Annotated in this window: 20 protein-coding genes; 9 read left to right on the top strand and 11 right to left on the bottom strand. The window is 74.2% G+C overall.

The genetic code is table 11. From position 1 onward, the window contains the following. Positions 1-44 precede the first annotated feature (44 nt). Positions 45-893 carry a pentapeptide repeat-containing protein gene (locus tag B7L92_RS15495; RefSeq protein ID WP_107501499.1) on the top strand — a complete coding sequence of 283 codons (849 nt, stop codon included), beginning with the start codon at positions 45-47 and terminating at the stop codon, positions 891-893. Here the strand turns inward: B7L92_RS15495 and B7L92_RS15500 are convergent. Next, positions 855-2,378, bottom strand: a complete 1,524-nt coding sequence (locus tag B7L92_RS15500; RefSeq protein WP_081238171.1) for a cytochrome P450 — start codon at positions 2,376-2,378, stop codon at positions 855-857. The two genes, B7L92_RS15495 and B7L92_RS15500, sit on opposite strands and share 39 nt — an antisense overlap. A gap of 109 nt (positions 2,379-2,487) precedes the next feature. Between B7L92_RS15500 and B7L92_RS15505 the strand changes: the two genes are divergently transcribed. Both B7L92_RS15505 and B7L92_RS15510 read left to right on the top strand, forming a co-directional pair. Beyond that, on the top strand, positions 2,488-3,096 hold the full coding sequence (locus B7L92_RS15505; protein ID WP_081238173.1) for a TetR/AcrR family transcriptional regulator: 609 nt from the start codon (positions 2,488-2,490) through the stop codon (positions 3,094-3,096). A gap of 91 nt (positions 3,097-3,187) precedes the next feature. Next, positions 3,188-3,916 carry a DUF2470 domain-containing protein gene (locus B7L92_RS15510; RefSeq protein WP_081238175.1) on the top strand — a complete coding sequence of 243 codons (729 nt, stop codon included), beginning with the start codon at positions 3,188-3,190 and terminating at the stop codon, positions 3,914-3,916. Here the strand turns inward: B7L92_RS15510 and B7L92_RS15515 are convergent. Both B7L92_RS15515 and B7L92_RS15520 read right to left on the bottom strand, forming a co-directional pair. After that, the gene (locus B7L92_RS15515; protein ID WP_081238177.1) at positions 3,884-5,092 is read right to left on the bottom strand and encodes a lactonase family protein; all 1,209 of its coding nucleotides are present in this window, start codon (positions 5,090-5,092) and stop codon (positions 3,884-3,886) included. The genes B7L92_RS15510 and B7L92_RS15515 overlap by 33 nt on opposite strands. 128 nt (positions 5,093-5,220) lie before the next feature. Beyond that, a complete protein-coding gene (locus B7L92_RS15520; RefSeq protein WP_081238179.1) occupies positions 5,221-6,474 on the bottom strand; it encodes an FUSC family protein in 1,254 nt (417 codons plus the stop codon). Between the two features lie 195 nt (positions 6,475-6,669). On the opposite strand from B7L92_RS15520, the gene B7L92_RS15525 reads away from it, so the two are divergent. Then, positions 6,670-8,076 carry an erythromycin esterase family protein gene (locus B7L92_RS15525; RefSeq protein ID WP_081238181.1) on the top strand — a complete coding sequence of 469 codons (1,407 nt, stop codon included), beginning with the start codon at positions 6,670-6,672 and terminating at the stop codon, positions 8,074-8,076. A gap of 26 nt (positions 8,077-8,102) precedes the next feature. Here the strand turns inward: B7L92_RS15525 and B7L92_RS15530 are convergent, their stop codons facing one another. Then, on the bottom strand, positions 8,103-8,591 hold the full coding sequence (locus B7L92_RS15530; protein WP_081238183.1) for an FBP domain-containing protein: 489 nt from the start codon (positions 8,589-8,591) through the stop codon (positions 8,103-8,105). Positions 8,592-8,963: 372 nt separating this feature from the next. On the opposite strand from B7L92_RS15530, the gene B7L92_RS15535 reads away from it, so the two are divergent. After that, positions 8,964-10,253 carry an ROK family transcriptional regulator gene (locus tag B7L92_RS15535; RefSeq protein WP_081238185.1) on the top strand — a complete coding sequence of 430 codons (1,290 nt, stop codon included), beginning with the start codon at positions 8,964-8,966 and terminating at the stop codon, positions 10,251-10,253. A 74-nt stretch (positions 10,254-10,327) separates the two neighbouring features. Next, positions 10,328-10,621, top strand: coding sequence for a hypothetical protein (locus tag B7L92_RS15540; RefSeq protein ID WP_081238186.1), 294 nt, complete (start codon positions 10,328-10,330; stop codon positions 10,619-10,621). 33 nt (positions 10,622-10,654) lie between these two features. Here B7L92_RS15540 and B7L92_RS15545 read toward each other — a convergent pair whose 3' ends face one another. The 3 genes from B7L92_RS15545 to B7L92_RS15555 all read right to left on the bottom strand — a co-directional run bounded on the left by B7L92_RS15545 (position 10,655) and on the right by B7L92_RS15555 (position 13,920). Further along, positions 10,655-11,686 (bottom strand): SDR family oxidoreductase, encoded by a 1,032-nt coding sequence (locus tag B7L92_RS15545; protein WP_081238188.1) that lies wholly within the window; start codon positions 11,684-11,686, stop codon positions 10,655-10,657. Between the two features lie 293 nt (positions 11,687-11,979). After that, complete coding sequence (locus B7L92_RS15550) at positions 11,980-13,203, bottom strand: FUSC family protein (RefSeq protein ID WP_438363996.1); 1,224 nt, start codon at positions 13,201-13,203, stop codon at positions 11,980-11,982. Between the two features lie 60 nt (positions 13,204-13,263). Next, entirely contained in the window at positions 13,264-13,920 is a 657-nt protein-coding gene (locus tag B7L92_RS15555) for an HAD family hydrolase (RefSeq protein WP_081238189.1), read from the bottom strand. Between the two features lie 228 nt (positions 13,921-14,148). Between B7L92_RS15555 and B7L92_RS15560 the strand changes: the two genes are divergently transcribed. Then, entirely contained in the window at positions 14,149-14,958 is an 810-nt protein-coding gene (locus tag B7L92_RS15560) for an SDR family oxidoreductase (protein ID WP_081238190.1), read from the top strand. Positions 14,959-15,037: 79 nt separating this feature from the next. After that, positions 15,038-15,274: a hypothetical protein gene (locus B7L92_RS15565; RefSeq protein WP_004979480.1), complete on the top strand. Its 237-nt coding sequence runs from the start codon at positions 15,038-15,040 to the stop codon at positions 15,272-15,274. Positions 15,275-15,369: 95 nt separating this feature from the next. Here the strand turns inward: B7L92_RS15565 and B7L92_RS15570 are convergent, their stop codons facing one another. From B7L92_RS15570 to B7L92_RS15585, 4 genes are all read right to left on the bottom strand, one after another. Continuing rightward, complete coding sequence (locus B7L92_RS15570) at positions 15,370-15,915, bottom strand: VanZ family protein (RefSeq protein ID WP_081238191.1); 546 nt, start codon at positions 15,913-15,915, stop codon at positions 15,370-15,372. 48 nt (positions 15,916-15,963) lie between these two features. Then, positions 15,964-16,626 (bottom strand): DUF4230 domain-containing protein, encoded by a 663-nt coding sequence (locus B7L92_RS15575; RefSeq protein WP_081238192.1) that lies wholly within the window; start codon positions 16,624-16,626, stop codon positions 15,964-15,966. 245 nt (positions 16,627-16,871) lie between these two features. Next, a complete protein-coding gene (locus B7L92_RS15580; protein WP_107501498.1) occupies positions 16,872-17,252 on the bottom strand; it encodes an anti-sigma factor antagonist in 381 nt (126 codons plus the stop codon). A 222-nt stretch (positions 17,253-17,474) separates the two neighbouring features. After that, positions 17,475-18,425, bottom strand: a complete 951-nt coding sequence (locus tag B7L92_RS15585) for an NADP-dependent oxidoreductase (RefSeq protein ID WP_081238194.1) — start codon at positions 18,423-18,425, stop codon at positions 17,475-17,477. Positions 18,426-18,496: 71 nt separating this feature from the next. Between B7L92_RS15585 and B7L92_RS15590 the strand changes: the two genes are divergently transcribed. Further along, the coding region (locus B7L92_RS15590; RefSeq protein WP_143626330.1) for a GlxA family transcriptional regulator at positions 18,497-19,085 on the top strand (589 nt) is incomplete at its 3' end.

Here is a 19,085-nt window from a genome sequence, read left to right on the forward strand (position 1 = left end):
GGCGGCGAACCGGCGCCGACCTCCCGTTCCGTATGCTGAACGCCATGCGGGAACAGCGGGAACAGCGGGAACAGCGGGCCGACCGGGCGGAACTGCGCGGCGACTGCGCACGGTGCTTCGGACTGTGCTGCGTGGCCCTGCCGTTCACGGCCTCGGCCGACTTCGCGGTGGACAAGGGCGCCGGGACGCCGTGCCGGAACCTGCGGGACGACCACCGGTGCGGCATCCACGCCCGCCTGAGGCAGGAGGGCTTCACCGGCTGCACGGTCTACGACTGCTTCGGCGCGGGGCAGAAGGTCTCGCAGGTCACCTTCGGCGGCCGGGACTGGCGCGCCGGCCCGCCGGAGCGGGCCCGGGCGATGTTCGAGGTGTTCCCGGTCGTACGGCAGTTGCACGAGCTGCTGTGGTACCTCACCGAGGCGCTGACCCTGCCCGCGGCCCGTCCGGTGCACGCCGGACTGCGCCGGGCGCTGGAGAAGACCGAGCGGTTCACCCGGCGGACCCCCGGGGAACTGGCCGCGCTGGACGTGGCCGCCCACCGGCAGGAGGTCGGCGCACTGCTGCTGAAGGCCAGCGAGCTGGCCCGGGCGGGGGTGCGCGGGCGCCGCCGGGACCGCCGGAACGCCGACCTGATGGGCGCCCGGCTCAAGGGCGCCGATCTGCGCGGGGTCAGTCTGCGCGGCGCCTACCTCATCGCCGCCGACCTCACCGGAGCCGATCTGCGGGGCGCCGACCTGATCGGTGCCGATCTGCGGGGGGCCGACCTCACGGACGCCGACCTGACCGGGGCGTTCTTCCTCACCCAGCCCCAGCTCGACGCGGCCCGGGGGAGCGCCGGTACGAGGCTGCCGGAGTCACTCGCCCGCCCCGCGCACTGGACGGCGGGCGGCTGACGCGGCGTCGCCGTCCGCCCGGCGGGTCCGGGGCACGGCGGGCGCCGTGCGCCGCTCCGGGCGCAGCCGCAGCCCCTGGGGCATCAGCGTGAGCCGCTCGGTCACGCGCAGCCGGTAGCCCGGGTCGGGGCGCAGCTCGTAGCGGCGCAGCAGCAGCCCGAGCACCAGGGTCGCCTCGTGCAGGGCGAACTGCCGCCCGATGCACGCCCGTGCCCCCGTCCCGAACGGCTTGAAGACGTGCGGCGGGCGGGACCGCACCGCCCGGGCGTCGAAGCGGTCCGGGTCGAACCGCTCGGCGTCCGCGCCCCACACCTCGGGGTCCCGGTGCAGCATCGGCGTCAGCACCAGCGTCCACGCGCCGCGCCGCATCGGGTGCTCCCCGGCCAGCACCGTGTCCCGGACGGCCTCCCGGGCGAAGGCGGGCGCCGTCGGCCACAGCCGCAGCGACTCGTCCAGCACCCGGCGGACGTAGCGCAGCCTGGCCACCTGCTCGTAGCCGGGCGCCGCCGCGGTGCCCCAGACGCGGTCCACCTCGTCGCGGGCGCGGGCCGCGACGTCCGGGTGCCGGGAGAGGTAGTGCAGGGCGAAGGAGAGGGCGCCCGAGGTGGTCTCGTGACCCGCGACCAGGAAGGTGATGACCTGGCGCCGGACGTTCTCGGGCGAGAGCCGCTCGCCGGTCTCCGGGTGGGCGGTGTCCAGCATCCGGTCCAGGAGGTCCCCGTCCCCGCCGCCGTGGGCGCGCCGGGCCCGGACCACCTCGTCGACGATGCGGTTCAGACGGTCGATGTCGGCCGTGTTGCGGCGGTTCGCGCGCCGCAGCAGCAGCGGTGCCAGCGGCGCGGGCACGTTGTTCAGCCGCTGCGCGTACGTCAGGGTGCCCACCATCGCGGTCACGAAGGGGTGCGGCCGGGACCGTTCGAACGATCCGAAGTCGTGCCCGAACCCGGTGCGCGCGATCGTCTCCAGGGTCAGCCTGGTCATGTCACCGGGCACGTCCACCGTCCGGCCGGCGGCCGCCGCGCGGTCCCAGTGGTCCGTCAGCCGCTCCGCCACGTCCAGCATCATCGGGTGGTAGCCCGCCATGGCCTCACGGCGGAAGCCGGGGGCCAGCACGTCGTGCGCCAGCTGCCAGTTGGGCTCGTGGTTGTAGGCGGTGAACAGCCCGTCGCCCGCGAGCGGCCGCAGGTTGGCGACGCCCAGCCCGACGTGCTTGGCGAACCGGGTCTCGTCGGCGAGGTCGGTCACCAGGCCGACGCCCCAGGTGAACACGAACTCCTTGCCGAAGGCGCTCCGCCGGAAGATCGGACCCAGGCGGCGGGCGTACTTCAGGGAGTCCTGCACGGGCGTGCTCCGGCTCGCCCCGAGCACATCGCCGACCAGCGGGAGACGGTACGGCGGGTGCGGAATGCGGTGCAGTTCGGGCCAGCCCAGCTCGGCGCTGCGGAACCCCGTCGGCGGCCCGCCGGGTGTCGTCGTCTCCGCCATGGCGCGATCCCCTTCGGTCCGGCGAGCGATTGCGACGTGTTGTATGTGGGTTCAATAAGGCGACCCAGTCTGGTCCCGCCGCTGAACCGGCGTCAAGTACAGTGCGGGGATGGCCGTGAACCAGGGCGGGCGCACACGCCGTCGGCTCAGCACCGGGGAGCGCAGGGAGCAGCTTCTGTCGGTCGGTGCGCGGCTGTTCTCGGAGAGCCCCTACGACGACGTGTGGATCGAGCGGGTCGCCGAGATCGCCGGGGTCTCGCGGGGGCTGCTCTACCACTACTTCCCGACCAAACGGGACTTCTTCGCGGCGGTCGTGGAGCGCGAGAGCGAGCGGATGCTGCGCATGACGGCGGGGGTCCCCGGCGTCCCGGTGCGCGAACGGCTCGCGGCGGGTCTGGACGCCTACCTGTCGTACGTCGAGGCCCACGCGCACGGCTACCGCGCCCTCCACCGCGCCGACGCGGCGGGGGACCGGGAGGTGCGCCGGCTCTACCGGCGGGCGCTCGCCGCGCAGGAGCGGCAGATCCTGGCGGCCCTGGCCGAGGACCCCGAGTTCGGCCCGGCCCTCGGGGCGCGGCCGGACACCCGCCTCGCCGTGCGCGGCTGGCTGGCCTTCACCACCGCCGTCTGCCTGGAGTGGCTGCGCGGCCCGACGCTGGAGCGGGAGCAGGTGCGCGACCTGTGCGCCCGCGCCCTGCTGGGCGTTCTCGCGGACTGACCGAAAGGTCTCGTACAGATCACGTCACCCGGTTGGCGCGCACCTCGATCTCCGATAAGTTAGGCAAGGCTTACCTAAGAGGAGGTTCGGGATGGGTGACGACAGGCAGAGCCGGACGGCCGCGCCCGACGCGGCGGAACGGGCCCGCTCGGTGCTCACCACCGCGTGGTCCTGCGCGGTGACCGCCGAGGGCACCCGGGAGGAGCTCGTCGGCGCGCACACCGTGACCGACGACGGACGCGTGCTGCTGCACGTGCCCGAGGACAGCGCTCTGCTCGCCGCCGCGCTCTGCGCGCCCCGCGGCGAACCGTCCGCCGTGCTGGAGTTCGCCGACGTCGCCCCCGTCCCGGTCCGCAACAGGATCCGCGCCCGGCTGTGGCTCGCCGGCTGGTTCTCCGTCCGGGACGGCCACCTCCTCCTCCGGCCCACGCGGGTGGTGCTGCGCCGGCCGTCCGGCGCGGTGACGGTCGACCCCGGCGAGTTCGCCGCGACCGTCCCCGACCCCCTCGCCGCCGTCGAGGCCCGGCTGCTGACCCATCTCGCCGACTGCCACGCCGACGCGGTCGAACGGCTGACCCGCCTGGTCGACCCCGGCAGCCTGCAGGGCGCGGTCCGCGTCCGGCCGCTCGCCGTCGACCGGCACGGACTGACGCTGCGCATCGAACGCGTCCGCGCCGACGGCGACGTACGGCTGCCGTTCCACGCGCCCGCCGACGACGTCGCCGAACTCACCGAACGCATGCACGTGCTGCTCTCCCGGGCGAGCGCCGCGTCCTGCCCCCGCCCCCTACAGCGGCAGCGCGCAGACCGCGACGGGTGAGGCGAACGGCTCGCCCGCGGACCTCAGCCCACCGCCGTCCTCGTCCACGTGGAACACGCTGACGGTGCCCGACCTCTGGTTCGCCGCGAACAGCAGCGCGCCGTCGGGGGAGAAGGCGATCTGGCGCGGGAAGTCACCGCCCACCGGCACGGTGTCCAGCAGCCTCAGCCGGGCGCCGTCCGCCTCGACGGCGTAACGGGTGAGGCTGTTGTGACCGCGGTTGGCGAGATAGGCGTACCGGCCGTTCCCGGTCACCAGGATCTGCGCCGGGTGACTGACGGCGGAACCCGTGCCCGTGGACTGCGCCTCGCCGATCCTCAGCCGTCCCGAGCCGGGATCGTACGCGCACACCGCGACGGTGTCGTCGACCTCGTTGGCGAGGTAGGCGTACCGGCCCCCGGGGTGGAAGGTGAGGTGGCGCGGACCGGCGCCGGGCCGGGTGCTCGCCCGTGCCGCCTCGGTGAGCGTGCCGGCCTCCTCGTCGAGCCGGTACGTGTAGACGGTGTCCGTGCCCAGGTCGACGGCGAGGACGTGCCCTCCGTCCGGGCCGGTGACGAACTGGTGGGCGTGCGGGCCCTGTTGCCCCGGCCCGGGCGGCGGGGCGGAGTGGGTGACCAGCTCGGTGCGCTCCTCGAGCGCCCCCGAGGCGTCGATGGGGTGCACGGCCACGCTCCCCGAGCCGTAGTGCGCGCTCAGCAGCCAGCGGCCGCCCGGATGCACCGACAGGTGGCAGGGGCCCGCGCCGCCGGTGCTCCGGCTGCCCAGGACCCTCCGGTCGGACAGCCGGACGGCGGTCACCGCGCCGTCCTCGCGCTCGTTCACCGCGTACAGCGTCCGGCCGTCGGGGTGCACCGCGAGATACGACGGGTCGCCGACGCCGGTGAGGACGCCGGTTCCCTCGATCCGCCCCGTCGCGCTGTCGTACGTGGCCGTTGCGATGCCCTTGCCGCCGCCGTCGGCCGAGGTGTAGGTGCCGAGGTAGAGCGGCCGCGGCCCGGAGGGCGGTTCGCTCCCGCGCTGCGGGCCCGTGCTCGTCCCCGTCGCCCTCGGGTCCGTCGGTGGGTCCGCCGGTGGATCCGTCGGCGTGTCCTCGTCGCACGCGGGGAGCGCCGCCGCGGCGGCCGTTCCCGCGAGGGCACCGACGAAACGGCGCCTGCTCCAGTCGGCCCTGCTCATCCACGCACCTCGGGTCGTCGCGCGTCCGGTCGTCCGGCCACCCTGGCGTCGATCACCCACCGGACGCAAGCAGGGGGCGCGCCCGCGGGCCACCGGTCGCCCTCCGCCCCGGCCCCCGGCCGGCTCCGTCACGGAGAACGACGGGAGGCGTCGCGGCGCTTGCGGCGCGGCCGTTTCGACGCGCGCAGCCGGTCCAGCAGCCGGGTGAGCCGGGGCCGCCGCTCGCGCTGCTCGCGGGTGTGGCGGTCCAGTTCCTCCAGCAGACGGCGCGAGCGGTGCTCGGTGTCCATCTCGTCCAGGATGCGGTTGATCTCGGTCAGCACCGCGCCGTACAGCTGCCACTGGCGGGGGGAGCGCCGGACGTCCTCGAGGAGGAGCTGGGCCAGTTTGTCGCGGGTGGCGCCGGCCTGCCGCAGCTCGGAGGTGAGCCGCTCCTCCGCCGATTCGGCGCTCGTGCTCACGCTGGTGGTCACCAGCACCGAGTAGCTGACCACGGCGTCGGCCACCTCGGACAGCAGCTGCTCGAAGACGGCGCCCGTCTCCGGCTCGAACAGCCGCTCCGGCTCGCGCTCCTTGGTCAGGTCGGTCAGCGAGCGCGCCAGCACCCGCAGCACCACCGTGCAGATCTCCAGGGTGTCCAGCCCGGTGCGCAGCACCACCCGGTGCAGCAGGCCCTCGCGCACCCGCGGATTGAGCCGCAGACTGTCCTCCGCCTGCCTGAGGTCCGCGTCCACCTCGCTGATGTCGTGGTCCAGGCGACGGGCCTCGTACAGGCGCTCCGTCGCCCGCTCCGAGGGCGGGCGGCCCGCCGCCTCCTCGCCGATCCGCAGCATCAACTGCCTCATCCGCCGCGCCAGTTCCCCGATCGACTCACCGGCCTCCTCCACCCAGACCGGCGGGGCCAGCAGCAGGTTGAACGCCATGCCGACGATCGCTCCGATCAGCGTCTCCACGATCCGGGCCCAGGCGAGGTCCCCGTGGGCGGTCACCCCGAGCACCAGCATCGCGCTGATCGCCACCTCGGGAACGAACTCGTCCACCCGCACGAGACGGCCCACCAGGAGCGACGCCAGGATGAGCAGGCCCAGGCTCCACCAGGTCAGACCCACCAGGAGACTGAAGAGGATGGCCACGATGACGCCGGTCACCACGGCGTTCACCCGCCGCACCCCGGTGGTGAGCGTGGAGTACAGGGTGACCTGGACGACCAGCAGCGCGGTCAGGGGCGCGGTGAGCGGGGCGGCCTCCGGGCTCAGCCGCACCGCGATCACGTAGGAGACCGTCGCCGCGGCGGTCGAGCGCAGCGTCTGCACGACCACCGGGTCCCTGCGCCGTTTGACGAACCGTACGGCCGCCGCCGTCCACTCACGTACCTCTTGCATCCCCGGACGGTTCCCCCTCCCCGGGCGCATCGAACGTTTTTGTGGCCGAAGATAGTCGGCCGGAGGACAGCCGGGAGGGGCCGGGGATCCGCGCCGCCCCTGCGGAAAACCCCCGGGGCACCCCGTGGTTCTCCGCAGGTGAGGACTGAGGCGGGCCGGATGGTGCGGGGCGGCGCGGCAGGAAAGCCTTGCCCCATGAAACGACACCGGACCCGAACCGTTCCGGCCCTGTTCCTCACCTGTGCCGCGCTCGGCGCGGTGACGGCGGGCGCCGCGGCCGCTCCCGGAGCGCCGTCCGGCGCCACGGCGCCGCCCCCTCCCGCGGTGGCGTCCGCCCGTGCCGCCCCCGGCGAGGAGGCGCCCCCGGCGGTCGTCGCCGCGCTCGACCGCGCCGCGCACCCGCTGCGCTCCGTCGAGCCGGGCGGCGACACCCGCGACCTGCGCCCGCTCGACCGCATGGTCGGCGACGCGCGCGTGGTCGGCCTGGGCGAGGCCACCCACGGCTCACACGACTTCTTCGCCCTCAAGGACAGGGTCTTCCGCCGGCTCGTCGAGGAGAAGGGGTTCCGCACCTTCGTCCTGGAGGCGCCCTGGAGCACCGGCCTGCGCCTCGACGCGTACGTCGTGCACGGCGAGGGGGACCCCCGGCGCATCATGCGCGAGGAGTTCCAGCGGGACTACCGCTGGTGGAACACCACGGACCACCTGCGGCTCATCGAGTGGATGCGCGCGTACAACGTGCGCCACCCCGACGATCCCGTGCGGTTCGTGGGCGACGACACCGCCTGGACCGGACCCGAACTGTACGACCGGGTCACCGCGCACGTGGCCGAGCACCATCCGGGGCTCTCGGCCCGCTTCGCCGAGCTGTACCGGGGGCTGCGGCCGGACGTGGCCACCGGGGAGTACATCGAGCGGTACCTGGACGAGCCGTACGCCGAACGCCGGGAGAAGGCGGACCGCACGGGCGAGGCGCTGCGGCTGCTGCGGGCACGGGGGCCGGGGGAGGACCGGGAGGCGCACGCCTGGGCGGTGCAGCACGCGCGGGCGATCGACCGCACCGCCCGCCAGTACGCCTTCGACTTCACCTCGCCCGAGCAGGTCGCCGAGGCCATGCGCCACCGGGACGAGGCCATGGCCGCCAACGTCGTCTGGTGGCAGCGGCACACCGGCACCAAGGCCGTGGTGTCCGCGCACAACGACCACCTCGGCTACGTGTCGGCCGACCCCGTCCACTACCCGAAGGTGCAGGGCGCGTACCTGCGCGACCGCCTCGGCCCGGGCTACGTCAGCGTCGGTCTGTCCTTCGGCCGGGGCTCGTTCAACGCCACCGGTCCGGACGGCGCCGTCCGGCGCTGGACCCTGGGGCCCGCGGGCCCGGGGAGCAACGAGCACCTCCTCGACCGGGTCCGTCATCGCGCCTACGCGGTCGACCTGCGGACCGTCGGCGCACCGGCCGACGCGTGGCTGGGCCGGGCCCGGCCGACCCGGCGGATAGGCACCGACTACCCGGACGGCCCCTACGAGGTCGCCCTGGCCCGCGGCCACGACGTCCTGATCCACCTCCACGAGGTGCGGGCCGCCCGGATGCTGGACCGCTAGGGCCCTTCCGGCGGCACCGGGCGGGCCTACAGCTTGTCGAGGAAGGCGAACAGGTTGTCCCGCATGCGGGCGATCTGCTCCTCCAGGGTGAGGCTCTCCTCGAAGCGGGCCCCGGTCTCCGGGACCTTCTTGCCGCGCAGGTAGAGGGAGCAGGCGAGGTCGGTGCACATGTAGGCGCCGACCGAGTTGCCCTCGCGGCCGGCCGGGCCCGCCTTGCGGGCGGTCATCAGCGAGACGCCGCCGCGCGGATGGGTCGTCAGGCACAGCGAGCACATGCTGCGGTGCAGGAAGCCGCGGCGGCCGGGCTGGAACCGCATGGCCACCCCGACGAGGCGGTCCCCGCGCTCGGTGACGAGATAGCTCCGGTCGGGCGCGCCCGGATCACGCCAGCCCAGGAAGTCCAGATCCTCCCAGGGGAGCTCACCCGGATCACGCGGGACGGCCAGGCGCTTGGCCTCGCCCTTCGAGCAGTTGATGAACGAGGAACGGATGTCCCGCTCGGTCAGCGGTTTCATGGGTACTCCCGGCATGGTCCTGCACAACCTGAGGGATCCAGGTTTCCGGCCAGAGTAGATTTTTCGCGAGAAGGGGGGCCAGCGGTTTTCCGGGGGCCCCGCACCGCGGGCGTAGGGTGCCTTCCGCGCCCCGGAGCGCAGCGACCGAGGGGGAGGGGTGCCGGTGAGGGGTGACCATCGGGCGCGGGCCCGGAGCGTGCCGGCGGTGGCCGGGCGACATCCTCGGCACCGCCGCCCCGGAATCCGGGACCGCGTGGGGCGACAGGGGCGAGCCCTGTTAGTTCACATCGTGAAATAAGTGGGGAGGGAAGTCGCGCCCGATCGGTCCGCGACGGTATGTTGCAGGTCGGACAGGGTTTCGGAAGGAGCCACATGGCGGGGCGGAGCGGGCGCACGGTGCGCGACCTCAGACGGGCCAACCGTACGGCCGTGCTGCAGCGGCTCTACTTCGACGGCCCGCTCAGCCGCTTCGAGCTCGGTCCGGCGACCGGGCTCAGCTCCGGGTCCGTGAGCAACGTCGTCGCCGACCTCGTCGCCGACGGCCTGGTCGAGGAGGCCGGCAGCGTCGACTCCGACGGCGGACGTCCCCGCACCCTGCTGCGGGTGGCGCCGGAGAGCGGCCACATGATCGGCGTCGACGTGGGCGAGACGCGGGTGCGCGTCGAACTGTTCGACCTGACCCTCACCGAACTCGCCCGCACCGAGCGCCCGCTGGAGCAGCAGCGCTACGAGGTCGAGGTCATCGTCGACCACATCCGCTCCGGCATCGCCGAGGTGCTCGCCGCCGCCGGCCTCGCCCCCGAGCGGCTCCTCGGCGTCGGCATCGGTGTCCCCGGCATCGTCGAGCGCACCTGCGACCGGGGCGCCGTCGTGCACGGGCAGACCATCGGCTGGGACGCGATCCCCCTGGAGTCCCTGCTGCGCGACGGATCCCCGCTGCCGGGCACGGTGCCCTACTTCATCGACAACGGGGCCAAGACCCTCGGCCAGGCCGAGATGTGGTTCGGTGCCGGACGCGGCGCCCGCAACGCCCTCGTGGTGCTCTTCGGCTCCGGCGTCGGCGCCTGCCTCGTCACCCCCGAGGCGGAACACGGCCGGGCGGTCGAATGGGGACACCTGACCGTGCGCGTGCGCGGGCGCCGCTGCCGGTGCGGTGCGCTCGGCTGCCTGGAGGCGTACGCCGGTGCCGAGTCGCTGCTCGCCCGGTGGCGCGAGGAGGGCGGCAGCGTGCCCGGGGCCGCCGACGAGGAGACGGCGCTGACCGCGATGCTCGCCGCCGCCTACCCGCCGGACGGCACCGCCGCCGATCCGGTCGCCCTCGCCGTGCTGGAGGAGACCGCCGAGTACCTGGGGGCGGGCCTGTCCGACCTGATCAACCTCTTCCAGCCGGAGCGCATCCTCATGGGCGGCTGGGCCGGCCTCCAGCTCGGCTCCCGCTTCCTGCCCGCCGTGCGCAGGCACGCCCTGTCGTACGCGCTGCGCCACCCGGCCGGGAAGGTGACGATCGAGCTGGGCCGCCTGGGGCCCGACGCGGTGACCGTCGGCGCCGCGATCCTGCCGCTCGCCGACTTCTTCGCCCGGGGCGGACGGCGCCCCGACCCGGACCCCGAGTCCCCGCCACCCGCCTGGCGCACGGCACTCCAGGAGCGGGTGCCGCGCTGAGGTTTCGCCGGTCACGGGGGGAGGTACTCGCCATGGCCGCCTACGCGCGACGCGTACGAACGAAGGGAGTCGCCGTGACCGATCACCGCCTCGAAGGACCGGGCGAGAACGGCGCGGGCATCCCCCGCGACCTGCCCGACCAGCAGGCCGGCGCCGGCGAGGACCCCTGGGAGGTCGCGCCCGCCGCCGCGGAACGGGAGAGCGAGAAGGCGTCCGGCGAGCCCGCCGAGCCGTCGGAGTCGTCGGAGTCCGACGTCCCCGACACCGACGTCCCCGACACCGACGAGGCCGGCACGGGCCGGCGGGGAGCCCCGCACTCGGCCTCCGGCAACCCGGAGCAGCCCGTACCGGACGAGTCGTCGGCATGATCCGGCCGACGGGAGGGCCACGGAGCCGGGGCGTCAGCCCACCTTGCGCCCGCGCATCGGCTCCGTGGGTGCCCCCGCGCCCTCCCGCACGCCCTGCAGGAACTCCTCCACCACCTCGGTGGCCGTACGCGTGGGCTGCCAGCCCAGTTCGGTGCGCGCACGCGTGGAGTCCATCAGCGGCAGCCGCAGCACGGCGTCGAACAGGTGCGGGGAGGCGGGCAGCAGATGCAGCCCCCAGGCGGCGGCGATCGCCGAGCGGGCCGCGGTGCGCGGCAGCCTGACACGGCGGGTGCCGAGCATCTCGCCGAGCAGTTCCGCGTCGACCGGCGGGTCGGCGGCGAGGTTGTAGGCGTCCCGGGCGCCGGGGGACAGCACCGCCAGCCGGTAGGCCTCCGCCGCGTCGTCGGTGTGCAGCGCCTGCACCCGCAGCCCCGGGACGTCGGGGAGGAAGGGCAGCAGGTCGGGCCGCGCCAGCGGGCCCGGCAGGAAACGCCCGCCGAAGATACGGCGCTGCTCGCTCGCCGACTCCCGCTTGAGGAGGAACGCGGGCCGCATCCGTACCACCCGCGTTTCCGGGTGGTCGCGCTCGAACGTGTCCAGGGCCCGTTCCAGATAGGCCTTCTCGCGGCAGTACGCGGCGTCCGGCCAGCCGTGCGTCGGCCACGACTCGGTCACCGCGTGGTCCTTCGGGCCGGGCGAGTACGCCCCGACCGACGAGGCGTGCACCAGCGCGGGCACCCGTGCCTCCGCCACCGCGTCGAACACCCGGATGCTGCCGAGCACATTGGTGCGCCAGGTGGTCGCCGGATCGTGCGTCGGCTGGAACGCCCAGGCGAGGTGGATCACCGCGTCGGCGCCCGCGAACTCCTCGACGAGGTCGAACCGCCGCGAGGCCAGATCCACCGCCGACCACTCCGTCCTCGGTGGCGACCACTCGGGGATCCGCCGGGCCAGCCCCCGTATCGACCCGATCTCCGGATCCTCCGAGAGCACGCGCACCACGCTGGTCCCGACGTTGCCGGTGGCGCCCGTGACGACGACCCTCATGCCCGTTCCGCTGCTCACCTCGTGCTCCTCTCGGCCGCGTGCTTCGGCGGAGCGCACCGGGTACCCCTCCCGCCGCGGCGCAAAAAGGAAGCCCCGGCCGTGACGGGGGGATCACGGCCGGGGCGGTCATGGGGTGGGTGCGGATGGCGGTCGCCTCTCGGCGAAAGGCTCCACAGGGCTTCAGCCGAACGATCTTCCCTGTGGGCGAAAGGTGAGGCCCGGGGACACTGTCCCATCCGCACCCACGGCTTGTTCAACGGGGGACCACCCCCGGGTGTTCCACGGTTCGGCCCCTTTTGGGGTGATGTGCGTCACTCGTCCCGCGGGTCGGGGTCGAGCTCGGCCCAGAGGTTCTCCGCCTGGAGCAGCAGCGTGCCCAGGACGGCCGTCCGCGCGGCGCCCGGCCCGCTCCGTCCGGCCTGTTCGCGCAGCCCCTCCTGGACCTTCTCGTGGAGCTCCCGCATCACCGCCTCGGTCCGCTCGTCCAGGCGGGGGTCCGGCGGCCCGCCGCCGTCCAGCAGGCGGTCGGCCTCCGCGTGGCAGGTGTCGCCGAGCAGGTCCAGCAGTTCGGCGTAGCAGCGCAGGACGGCCGCGTCGGGCGGGGTGGGGGTGCGGTTCTCGTCGGCGGCCACCGCCAGGGTGCGGGTGAGCGCCGTGACGTGCCCGGTGACGCGGCCGAACCGCTCGTCCTCGTCCTCCGGCGGCAGGGCCGCGGTCGGCGCCCGGTGCAGGGCGCGCAGCGCGCCCGACGTCAGCCGCAGGCTCTCCTTGCTCCAGCCGCGTGCCGAGCGCAACGCCTCCACGCGGTGCTGCAGGCGTATCGAGGCGCCGAGCCGGTCGGCGGCGGTCTGCGCGTCCCACTCGCCCCCGCGCAGGTCCTCGGCGACGTCCCGCAGGACGTCACCCGCCTCCCGGGCGAGTGCCGCCAGGTTCTCCCGCACGTCGCGCAGATGGATCGGCGGCAGGACGAGCGCGTTGACGGCCACGCCGATGAGGGCGCCGAGCGCCGCCTGCCCCAGCCGGTGTCCCACGGCGACGGCGCTCACCGTTCCCGAGGCGATCGTGAACACCGCCGTGGTGGCGGCGTAGATGCCCTGGTCGCCGAAGCGGGGCCAGTTCGACAGCAGCATCAGCACCGGCACGGACACGGCCAGGGCGCCCGTCGTGTCGTCGGTGACGGCCTGGGCTCCCGAGGCGACCAGGGCCCCGATGCAGATCGCGGCGAACTGGCGCGCCGCCTGCACCAGGGAGCTGTACACGGTGGCCTGGACCAGGACCAGCGCCACCCAGGGCGCCATCAGGGCCATCGGGTCGCCGAGCCAGACCTGCGCCACCAGCCAGGCGAGCAGGGCCGCCGCGGCGGCCTTCAGCGACTGGACGAGCAGGTCCCGCTCCCGCCCGGGCCCCTTCCAGGCGGCGCGCGCCGCCCGGCCGAAGGCCAGCGCGTCCCGCCGTACGGCGTCCGCCACCCGTGACACCGGGGCCGCCCGCCCGGTGGCGTCCCCCGGCCGCATCTCATCCCTCACATACGTCATGCGCTGCGGGTATCCCGGTCGTGCGGGGCCTCATGCCCCGTGATCCACGTTCCGTCGGCCTCACGCCAGGGGGCTGTCCGGCAGGGACGCCAGCAGATGGGCCGGGTCGTCGTAGACCGTGTCCGCGCCGGCCTCCACCAGGTCGGCGCGCGGAATGCCGCCGCACAGCACGCCCACGCAGCGCACCCCGGCGCGGCTGCCCGCCCGCATGTCCCACACGGTGTCGCCGACGAACACCGCGTGCTCCGCGGACACTCCGGCGAGCTCCAGGGCGTGCTCGACGGGCTCCGCCGCGGGTTTGCCCTCCTCGACGTCGTCGGCGCTCGCGGTGGCGGTGATCGCCTCGTCCGCGTCGATCGCCCGGCGCAGCGCGCTCAGCTCGGCACCGCTGGCCGAGGTGGCGAGCACGACCCGCCAGCCGTCCCGGTGCAGCCGGCCGAGCAGCCGGCCGGCGTCCGGCAGCGCGGGCAGCCGGTCGAAGTACTGCCCGTACAGTGCCTTGTGCGCGGCGCTCAGCTCCCCGTCGCGGTCCTTGTCCCGGTCCTCGCCCAGCAGACGGGCGACGAGGTCGGAGGAGGGCAGGCCCACGGCCCGGTGGACGGCGTGCATGGGCACCCGGTGGCCCGCCTGCCGGAAGGCCTCCCACCACGCCGTCACGTGCAGGTGGTTGGTGTCGACGAGAGTGCCGTCGACGTCGAACACGGCAGCCCGTTCCATCTGTGGTCCTTTCGTCTCCCGGTGGGCCGTACGAGTACCACTCCGGCCGCCGCCCACGCCGGAGGGCACCGCCCGCTCCCGGCCCGCCGCCCCGACGGGCTCCTCGCCGCCGCCTCGTCCCGGGGTTCCCCGGGGAACGTACGGCCGTACGGCCCGAGCGCGGTTTGCCCGGTACGCGCCCGGGTACTGCGATGCGTCGTTCCGTCCCGTGCCGACCAGGAGGACCGCATGCCCGCACCCGCCACTCCCCGCAGCAGGGCCGCCGTGATCACCGGCGCCGACTCCGGCATCGGCCGGGCCACCGCCGTACGCCTGGCCGCCGCGGGCATGGACGTCGGCATCACCTGGCACAGCGACCGCGAGGGCGCCGAGCGGACGGCCGAGGAGGTCAGGGCGCACGGACGGCGGGCGGAGGTGGCGCAGATGGACCTCACCCGGCTGCCCGGGGCCGCGGACGCCGTGGACGAGCTGGGCGAGCGGCTGGGCCGTATCGACGTGCTGGTCAACAACGCCGGCACGGGCACGATGACGCCCTTCCTCGAACTGGAGCCGGCGAAGGTCCAGGAGGTCCTCGACGTCGACCTGATCGGCCCGTTCCTGTGCGGGCAGAAGGCGGCACGGCGCATGATCCGGCAGGGCGACGGAGGCCGCATCGTCAACGTCACCTCCGTCCACGAGCACCAGCCCCGGGTGGGCGCCGCGCCGTACTGCGCGGCCAAGGGCGGTCTGGGGCTGCTCACCCAGGTGATGGCGCTGGAGCTCGCCGAGCACGGCATCACCGTCAACGCGGTCGCCCCGGGCGAGATCGCCACGCCCATGACCGGCCAGGAGGACACCGACCCGCACACCGAGAGCCGTCCCGGCGTCCCGCTCGGGCGGCCCGGGGACGCGCGGGAGGTCGCGGCCGTCATCGCCTTCCTCGCCGGACCGGACTCCTCGTACGTCACCGGCGCGTCCTGGAGCGTGGACGGCGGCATGCTCAGGATGGGGCCGCAGGCCGGCTCGCACCTGACGAGCGACGACTGGCGGCGGCCCTGAGGGGGCGGGCCGGCGGCGCGGCCCGGGGCGTGGACGCCGTGTTCGCGCGGCCCCGCGGCCCCCGCTCTACCCTCGAAGCATGACCGAAAGCGCGAGCCCGCACCTGTCGTACCCGCGGATCATGGTGCTCGGGGTACAACCTGGGAGGCCGCCGTTCCGGATCGTGGAGATCGACGGACAGGTGGTCGGCGAGGCCAAGGCCGTCACCGATGTGCTGCAGGCCGCCGCCGCGTTCGGGATCACGGTGCACGACCTGGACGACCCGGACGTGGTCCGCTGGGTGGGCGGGGACAAGTTCACCTGGACCGTGCGCTAGACCGCGTCCGGCCTGGTCCCCCGGACACGGCCTCGGGCGGTCGCCCGCCGTCCCGTACCGCGCGGTACGGGACGGCGGCGTGCACCGGCCCGCGGTCATTCCTTCGGCCTCCGCGCGTGCACGGCCCGGCTCAGCCGGCGCCCCACGAGCAGGTAGCCGATCAGCGCCCCGGAGGTGTTCAGGATGACGTCGTCGACGTCGAAGGCACGCCCCGTCACCAGGGCGCCCTGCGCGGACTCCACCAGCAGCATCACGACGGCGGTCAGCAGGAGGACCCGCAGGAACCCGCGGGTCCGCGGTGCGACGACCGGCACGAGGACGCCGAAGGGCACCCCGAGCAGAATGTTGCCGCCCACCTGGCGCACGGCGTCGCGCAGCGCGGGCTGGTCGAGGTAGGCCCGCAGCGAGCGGCCCGGGTGCAGATTGGTGTGGGTCAGCGCCTCCGAGGCGGGGGAGGGCTGCAGCGTGAGCCGGGCCAGGACCACCGCGAAGACGACCATGACCGCGAAGGCGCACAGCATCGCCAGCAGTCTCAGGGGCAGCGGGAGCGGACGCCGCTCGCTCTCCTCCCCGGCCCCGCGCCCGGGCGGGGCGGGACGCCGGTGCGCCAGGGAGCGCGGACGTGGGGCGGCACGGGCCATGGGATCCTCCAGTCTTCTACTTCCTCGTGTGACAAGTCGGCCAGCCGGTCAGTCGCCGTAGGTGACCCGCACCTCTTCGAACCCCAGGGAGCGCAGCAGGCCCTCGAGCATCTCCGTGGTGTTGGTCTCGGCCCGGGCGGTCAGCCCGCTCTCCTTCGCCGCGTCGCCGATGTGCCGCACCGCGAGCTTCTGCACGGCCTGTTCGCTGCCCGGGTTGTCCGAGAAGAGGTCGCCGATGCGGTCGAGCAGCCCGCGCTGCTTGGAGACGGCGTAGGAGCGTTCGGGGTCCAGCGCCGGGGTGTCCAGACGGGCGTGGGGCAGCCGCAGTACGGCGGACGTACGGTCGTCGTCGACCCGCACGTCGTCCTCGCCCAGCCCGCCGAGGTCGACGTAGGCGTCCACGGTGCCCGCGCCCACGTACAGGGTTCGGCTGCCGCGGATCGCGTCGGGCAGGAACTTGGCGTCCTTCTCCAGGTCCACCACGACCTGGAAGTTCCCCGAGGCCGCGTCGTAACGGCTGATGTCCTGGATGGACTCCAGCAGCGCGGGGCCGGAGCGGTCGTGGGTCTCCGTGCCGAAGAGGTCCTTCAGGCCCGGCAGCACGCTCAGCCGGATTCCGGCGAACAGCACGGCGAGCAGCAGCACCGTCGCGATCAGCGCCTTCCCCCAGCCCGGTACGCGGGCGGGGAGGCGCTTGGCGGGGGTCGTCATGGCGGCAGCCCTCCTTCCTCCTGTCCGGATGCCCCTCAATGAGCGGTGCAGACAAGGCCGTTGACGAACGGACGGCGTCGCCGGAAGCACGAGGAGGCGCATGCGCGCACGGCCTGTTCGCGGCCGGAGAAGCTGCGGATCCCGGCCACCGCCCCGTGTCCGCCGGGGTGGTGCGGTGCCTCCACCACGGTGGGTCCGTCAGGGCCCCGTTCGCCGCGCTGCCCGCCGGGCAGGGTTCCCGGCCGTCACACCGGGCCCGACGCGGCCCCGGGCTGGGCCAGGGCGGCGTCCAGGGTCGGGTGCGGGGGGAGCAGACGGGCCAGGTCGGTGATCCGCAGCATGCGCAGGGTCAGCGGATGGGCGCAGACCAGGTGCAGCCGGCCGTGGCCGGCCAGGACCCGGTGCCGGGCACGGAACAGCAGGCGCAGACCGGAGCAGTCGAAGAACTCGACCCGGGTCAGGTCGATCACGATCCGGGCGTCCGGGGCCGCCGTCGCCGCGTCCAGGTGCGGGACGATCTCCTCGGCCGCGGCGATGTCGATCTCACCGCGGAACTCCAGCACCGTGTGTCCCCGGTCCTGGTGGACGCGCAGATGCCGGGTCAGCGGTGCAGGTTCGTACCGCACGACGCCATCGCCTCCAGCCTGCTCCGTGCACGGGGCGGGACCGGCTCCAACACCGTTCCCCGCCCTGCAAGTTACCCTCGATCGACTGAATTTGAGCATGTTCGATTGACATATGTCTTCGAATTGCGACCGAGTTCTTTCCAGGTTCTTGCGGAAGGTGCGCACGGCGCGGTCACGCGCACGGGCGGTCGAACCCCGCCCGTGCGCGCTCCCGGAGGACGGTCAGTCGACGACCAGGACCAGCTTCCCCGTGGTCCGGCCGGTATCGCCCCGGCGGTGGGCCTCGGCGGCGTCGGCGAGGGGGAACGTGTCGGCGATCGTGGCGCGCAGCTTGCCCGCCTCGACCAGTTCGGCGATCGCCTGCATACCGGTGTGGTCGGCGTCCACCAGCATCCGCACCGCCCGGACCCCGAGCCGCTCGGCCTCCTCGTGGAACTCCGGGGACCCCACCGGCAGGATCGACACCACGATCCCGCCCGGGCGCAGCACGCGCAGGGAGCGCAGCGCGTAGTCGCCACCGATCGTGTCCAGTACGACGTCGACGTCCTTCACCGTCTCGGCGAAGTCCGTCTCCCGGTAGTCGACCGGCTCGTCCACGCCGATGCCGCGCAGGAAGTCGTGCTTGCCCGCGCTCGCCGTACCGATCACGTACGCGCCGCGCGCCTTCGCGATCTGCACGGCCACGTGCCCGACCCCGCCGGCCGCCGCGTGGACCAGCACCCGTTGTCCCGGCCGCAGGTCGGCCCGCTCCACCAGGGCCTGCCAGGCGGTGAGCGAGACCAGCGGGAGCGCGCCGGCTCGGATGTGGTCGACACCGGCCGGCTTCCGGGCGAAGGCGCGGGCCGGGGCGGTCACGTACTCGGCGTGCGAGCCGTGGCCGAACGGGTAGGGCAGCATGCCGAAGACCTCGTCGCCGGGCTGGAACAGGGCGACACCGATGCCCACCTCCTCCACCACTCCGGAGACGTCCCAGCCGAGCACGAACGGCGGTTCGCCGAGGAAGCCGCCCGTCTCGCGGTGCTTCCAGTCGGTGGGGTTGACCCCGGCGGCCCGCACCCGGACCAGGATCTCGTTCGGGCGCGGAGCCGGACGCGGGAGCCGCACTTCCTTCAGCACCTCGGGACCGCCGAGGACGTCCTGGCCGATGGCTCGCATCGTGTTGTCGTTGCTCATGCCGTTCAGCCTGCCGGACCGCCCGCCGATCGGACAGTGGCAGGAAGGTCACCATCCGATAGGATCGTGCCATGCAGCGGACGAAGCGCCCGGCACGGCGCCCCGAACGGGTCGTGGTCCTCGCCCTCGACGGCGTCTACCCCTTCGAGCTGGGCATCCCCGCCCGGATCCTCGGTGCCGCCGACGGTCGGTACGAGGTGCTGACCTGCACCGTCGACGGCCTGCCGGTGCGCAGCAACGCCGACTTCGGCATCACCGTCGACCACGGCCCCGAGGTGCTGGCCACGGCGGACACGGTCGTGATCGCACCGGTTTCACCCGACCGGGTGACCGGTGGACTGCCGGACGGAGTGGCGGCGGCCCTGGCGCGCGTCCGCCCCGAGGCGCGCATCGTCTCCATCTGCACCGGCGCCTTCGTACTGGCCGCGGCCGGCCTGCTCGACGGGCGGCGGGCGACCACGCACTGGCAGCTCGCCGGGCTGTTCCGGAGCATGTACCCGCACGTCGAACTCGACCCGGACGTCCTCTTCGTCGACGACGGCCGGATCCTGACCTCCGCCGGAGCCGCGTCCGGGGTGGACGTCTGCCTCCACCTCGTCCGCGAGGACCACGGCAGCCGGCTGGCCAACACGGTCGCCCGGTGCTGTGTCGTGCCGCCGT

The organism is Streptomyces viridosporus (assembly GCF_002078235.1).
Taxonomy (GTDB): domain Bacteria; phylum Actinomycetota; class Actinomycetes; order Streptomycetales; family Streptomycetaceae; genus Streptomyces; species Streptomyces viridosporus.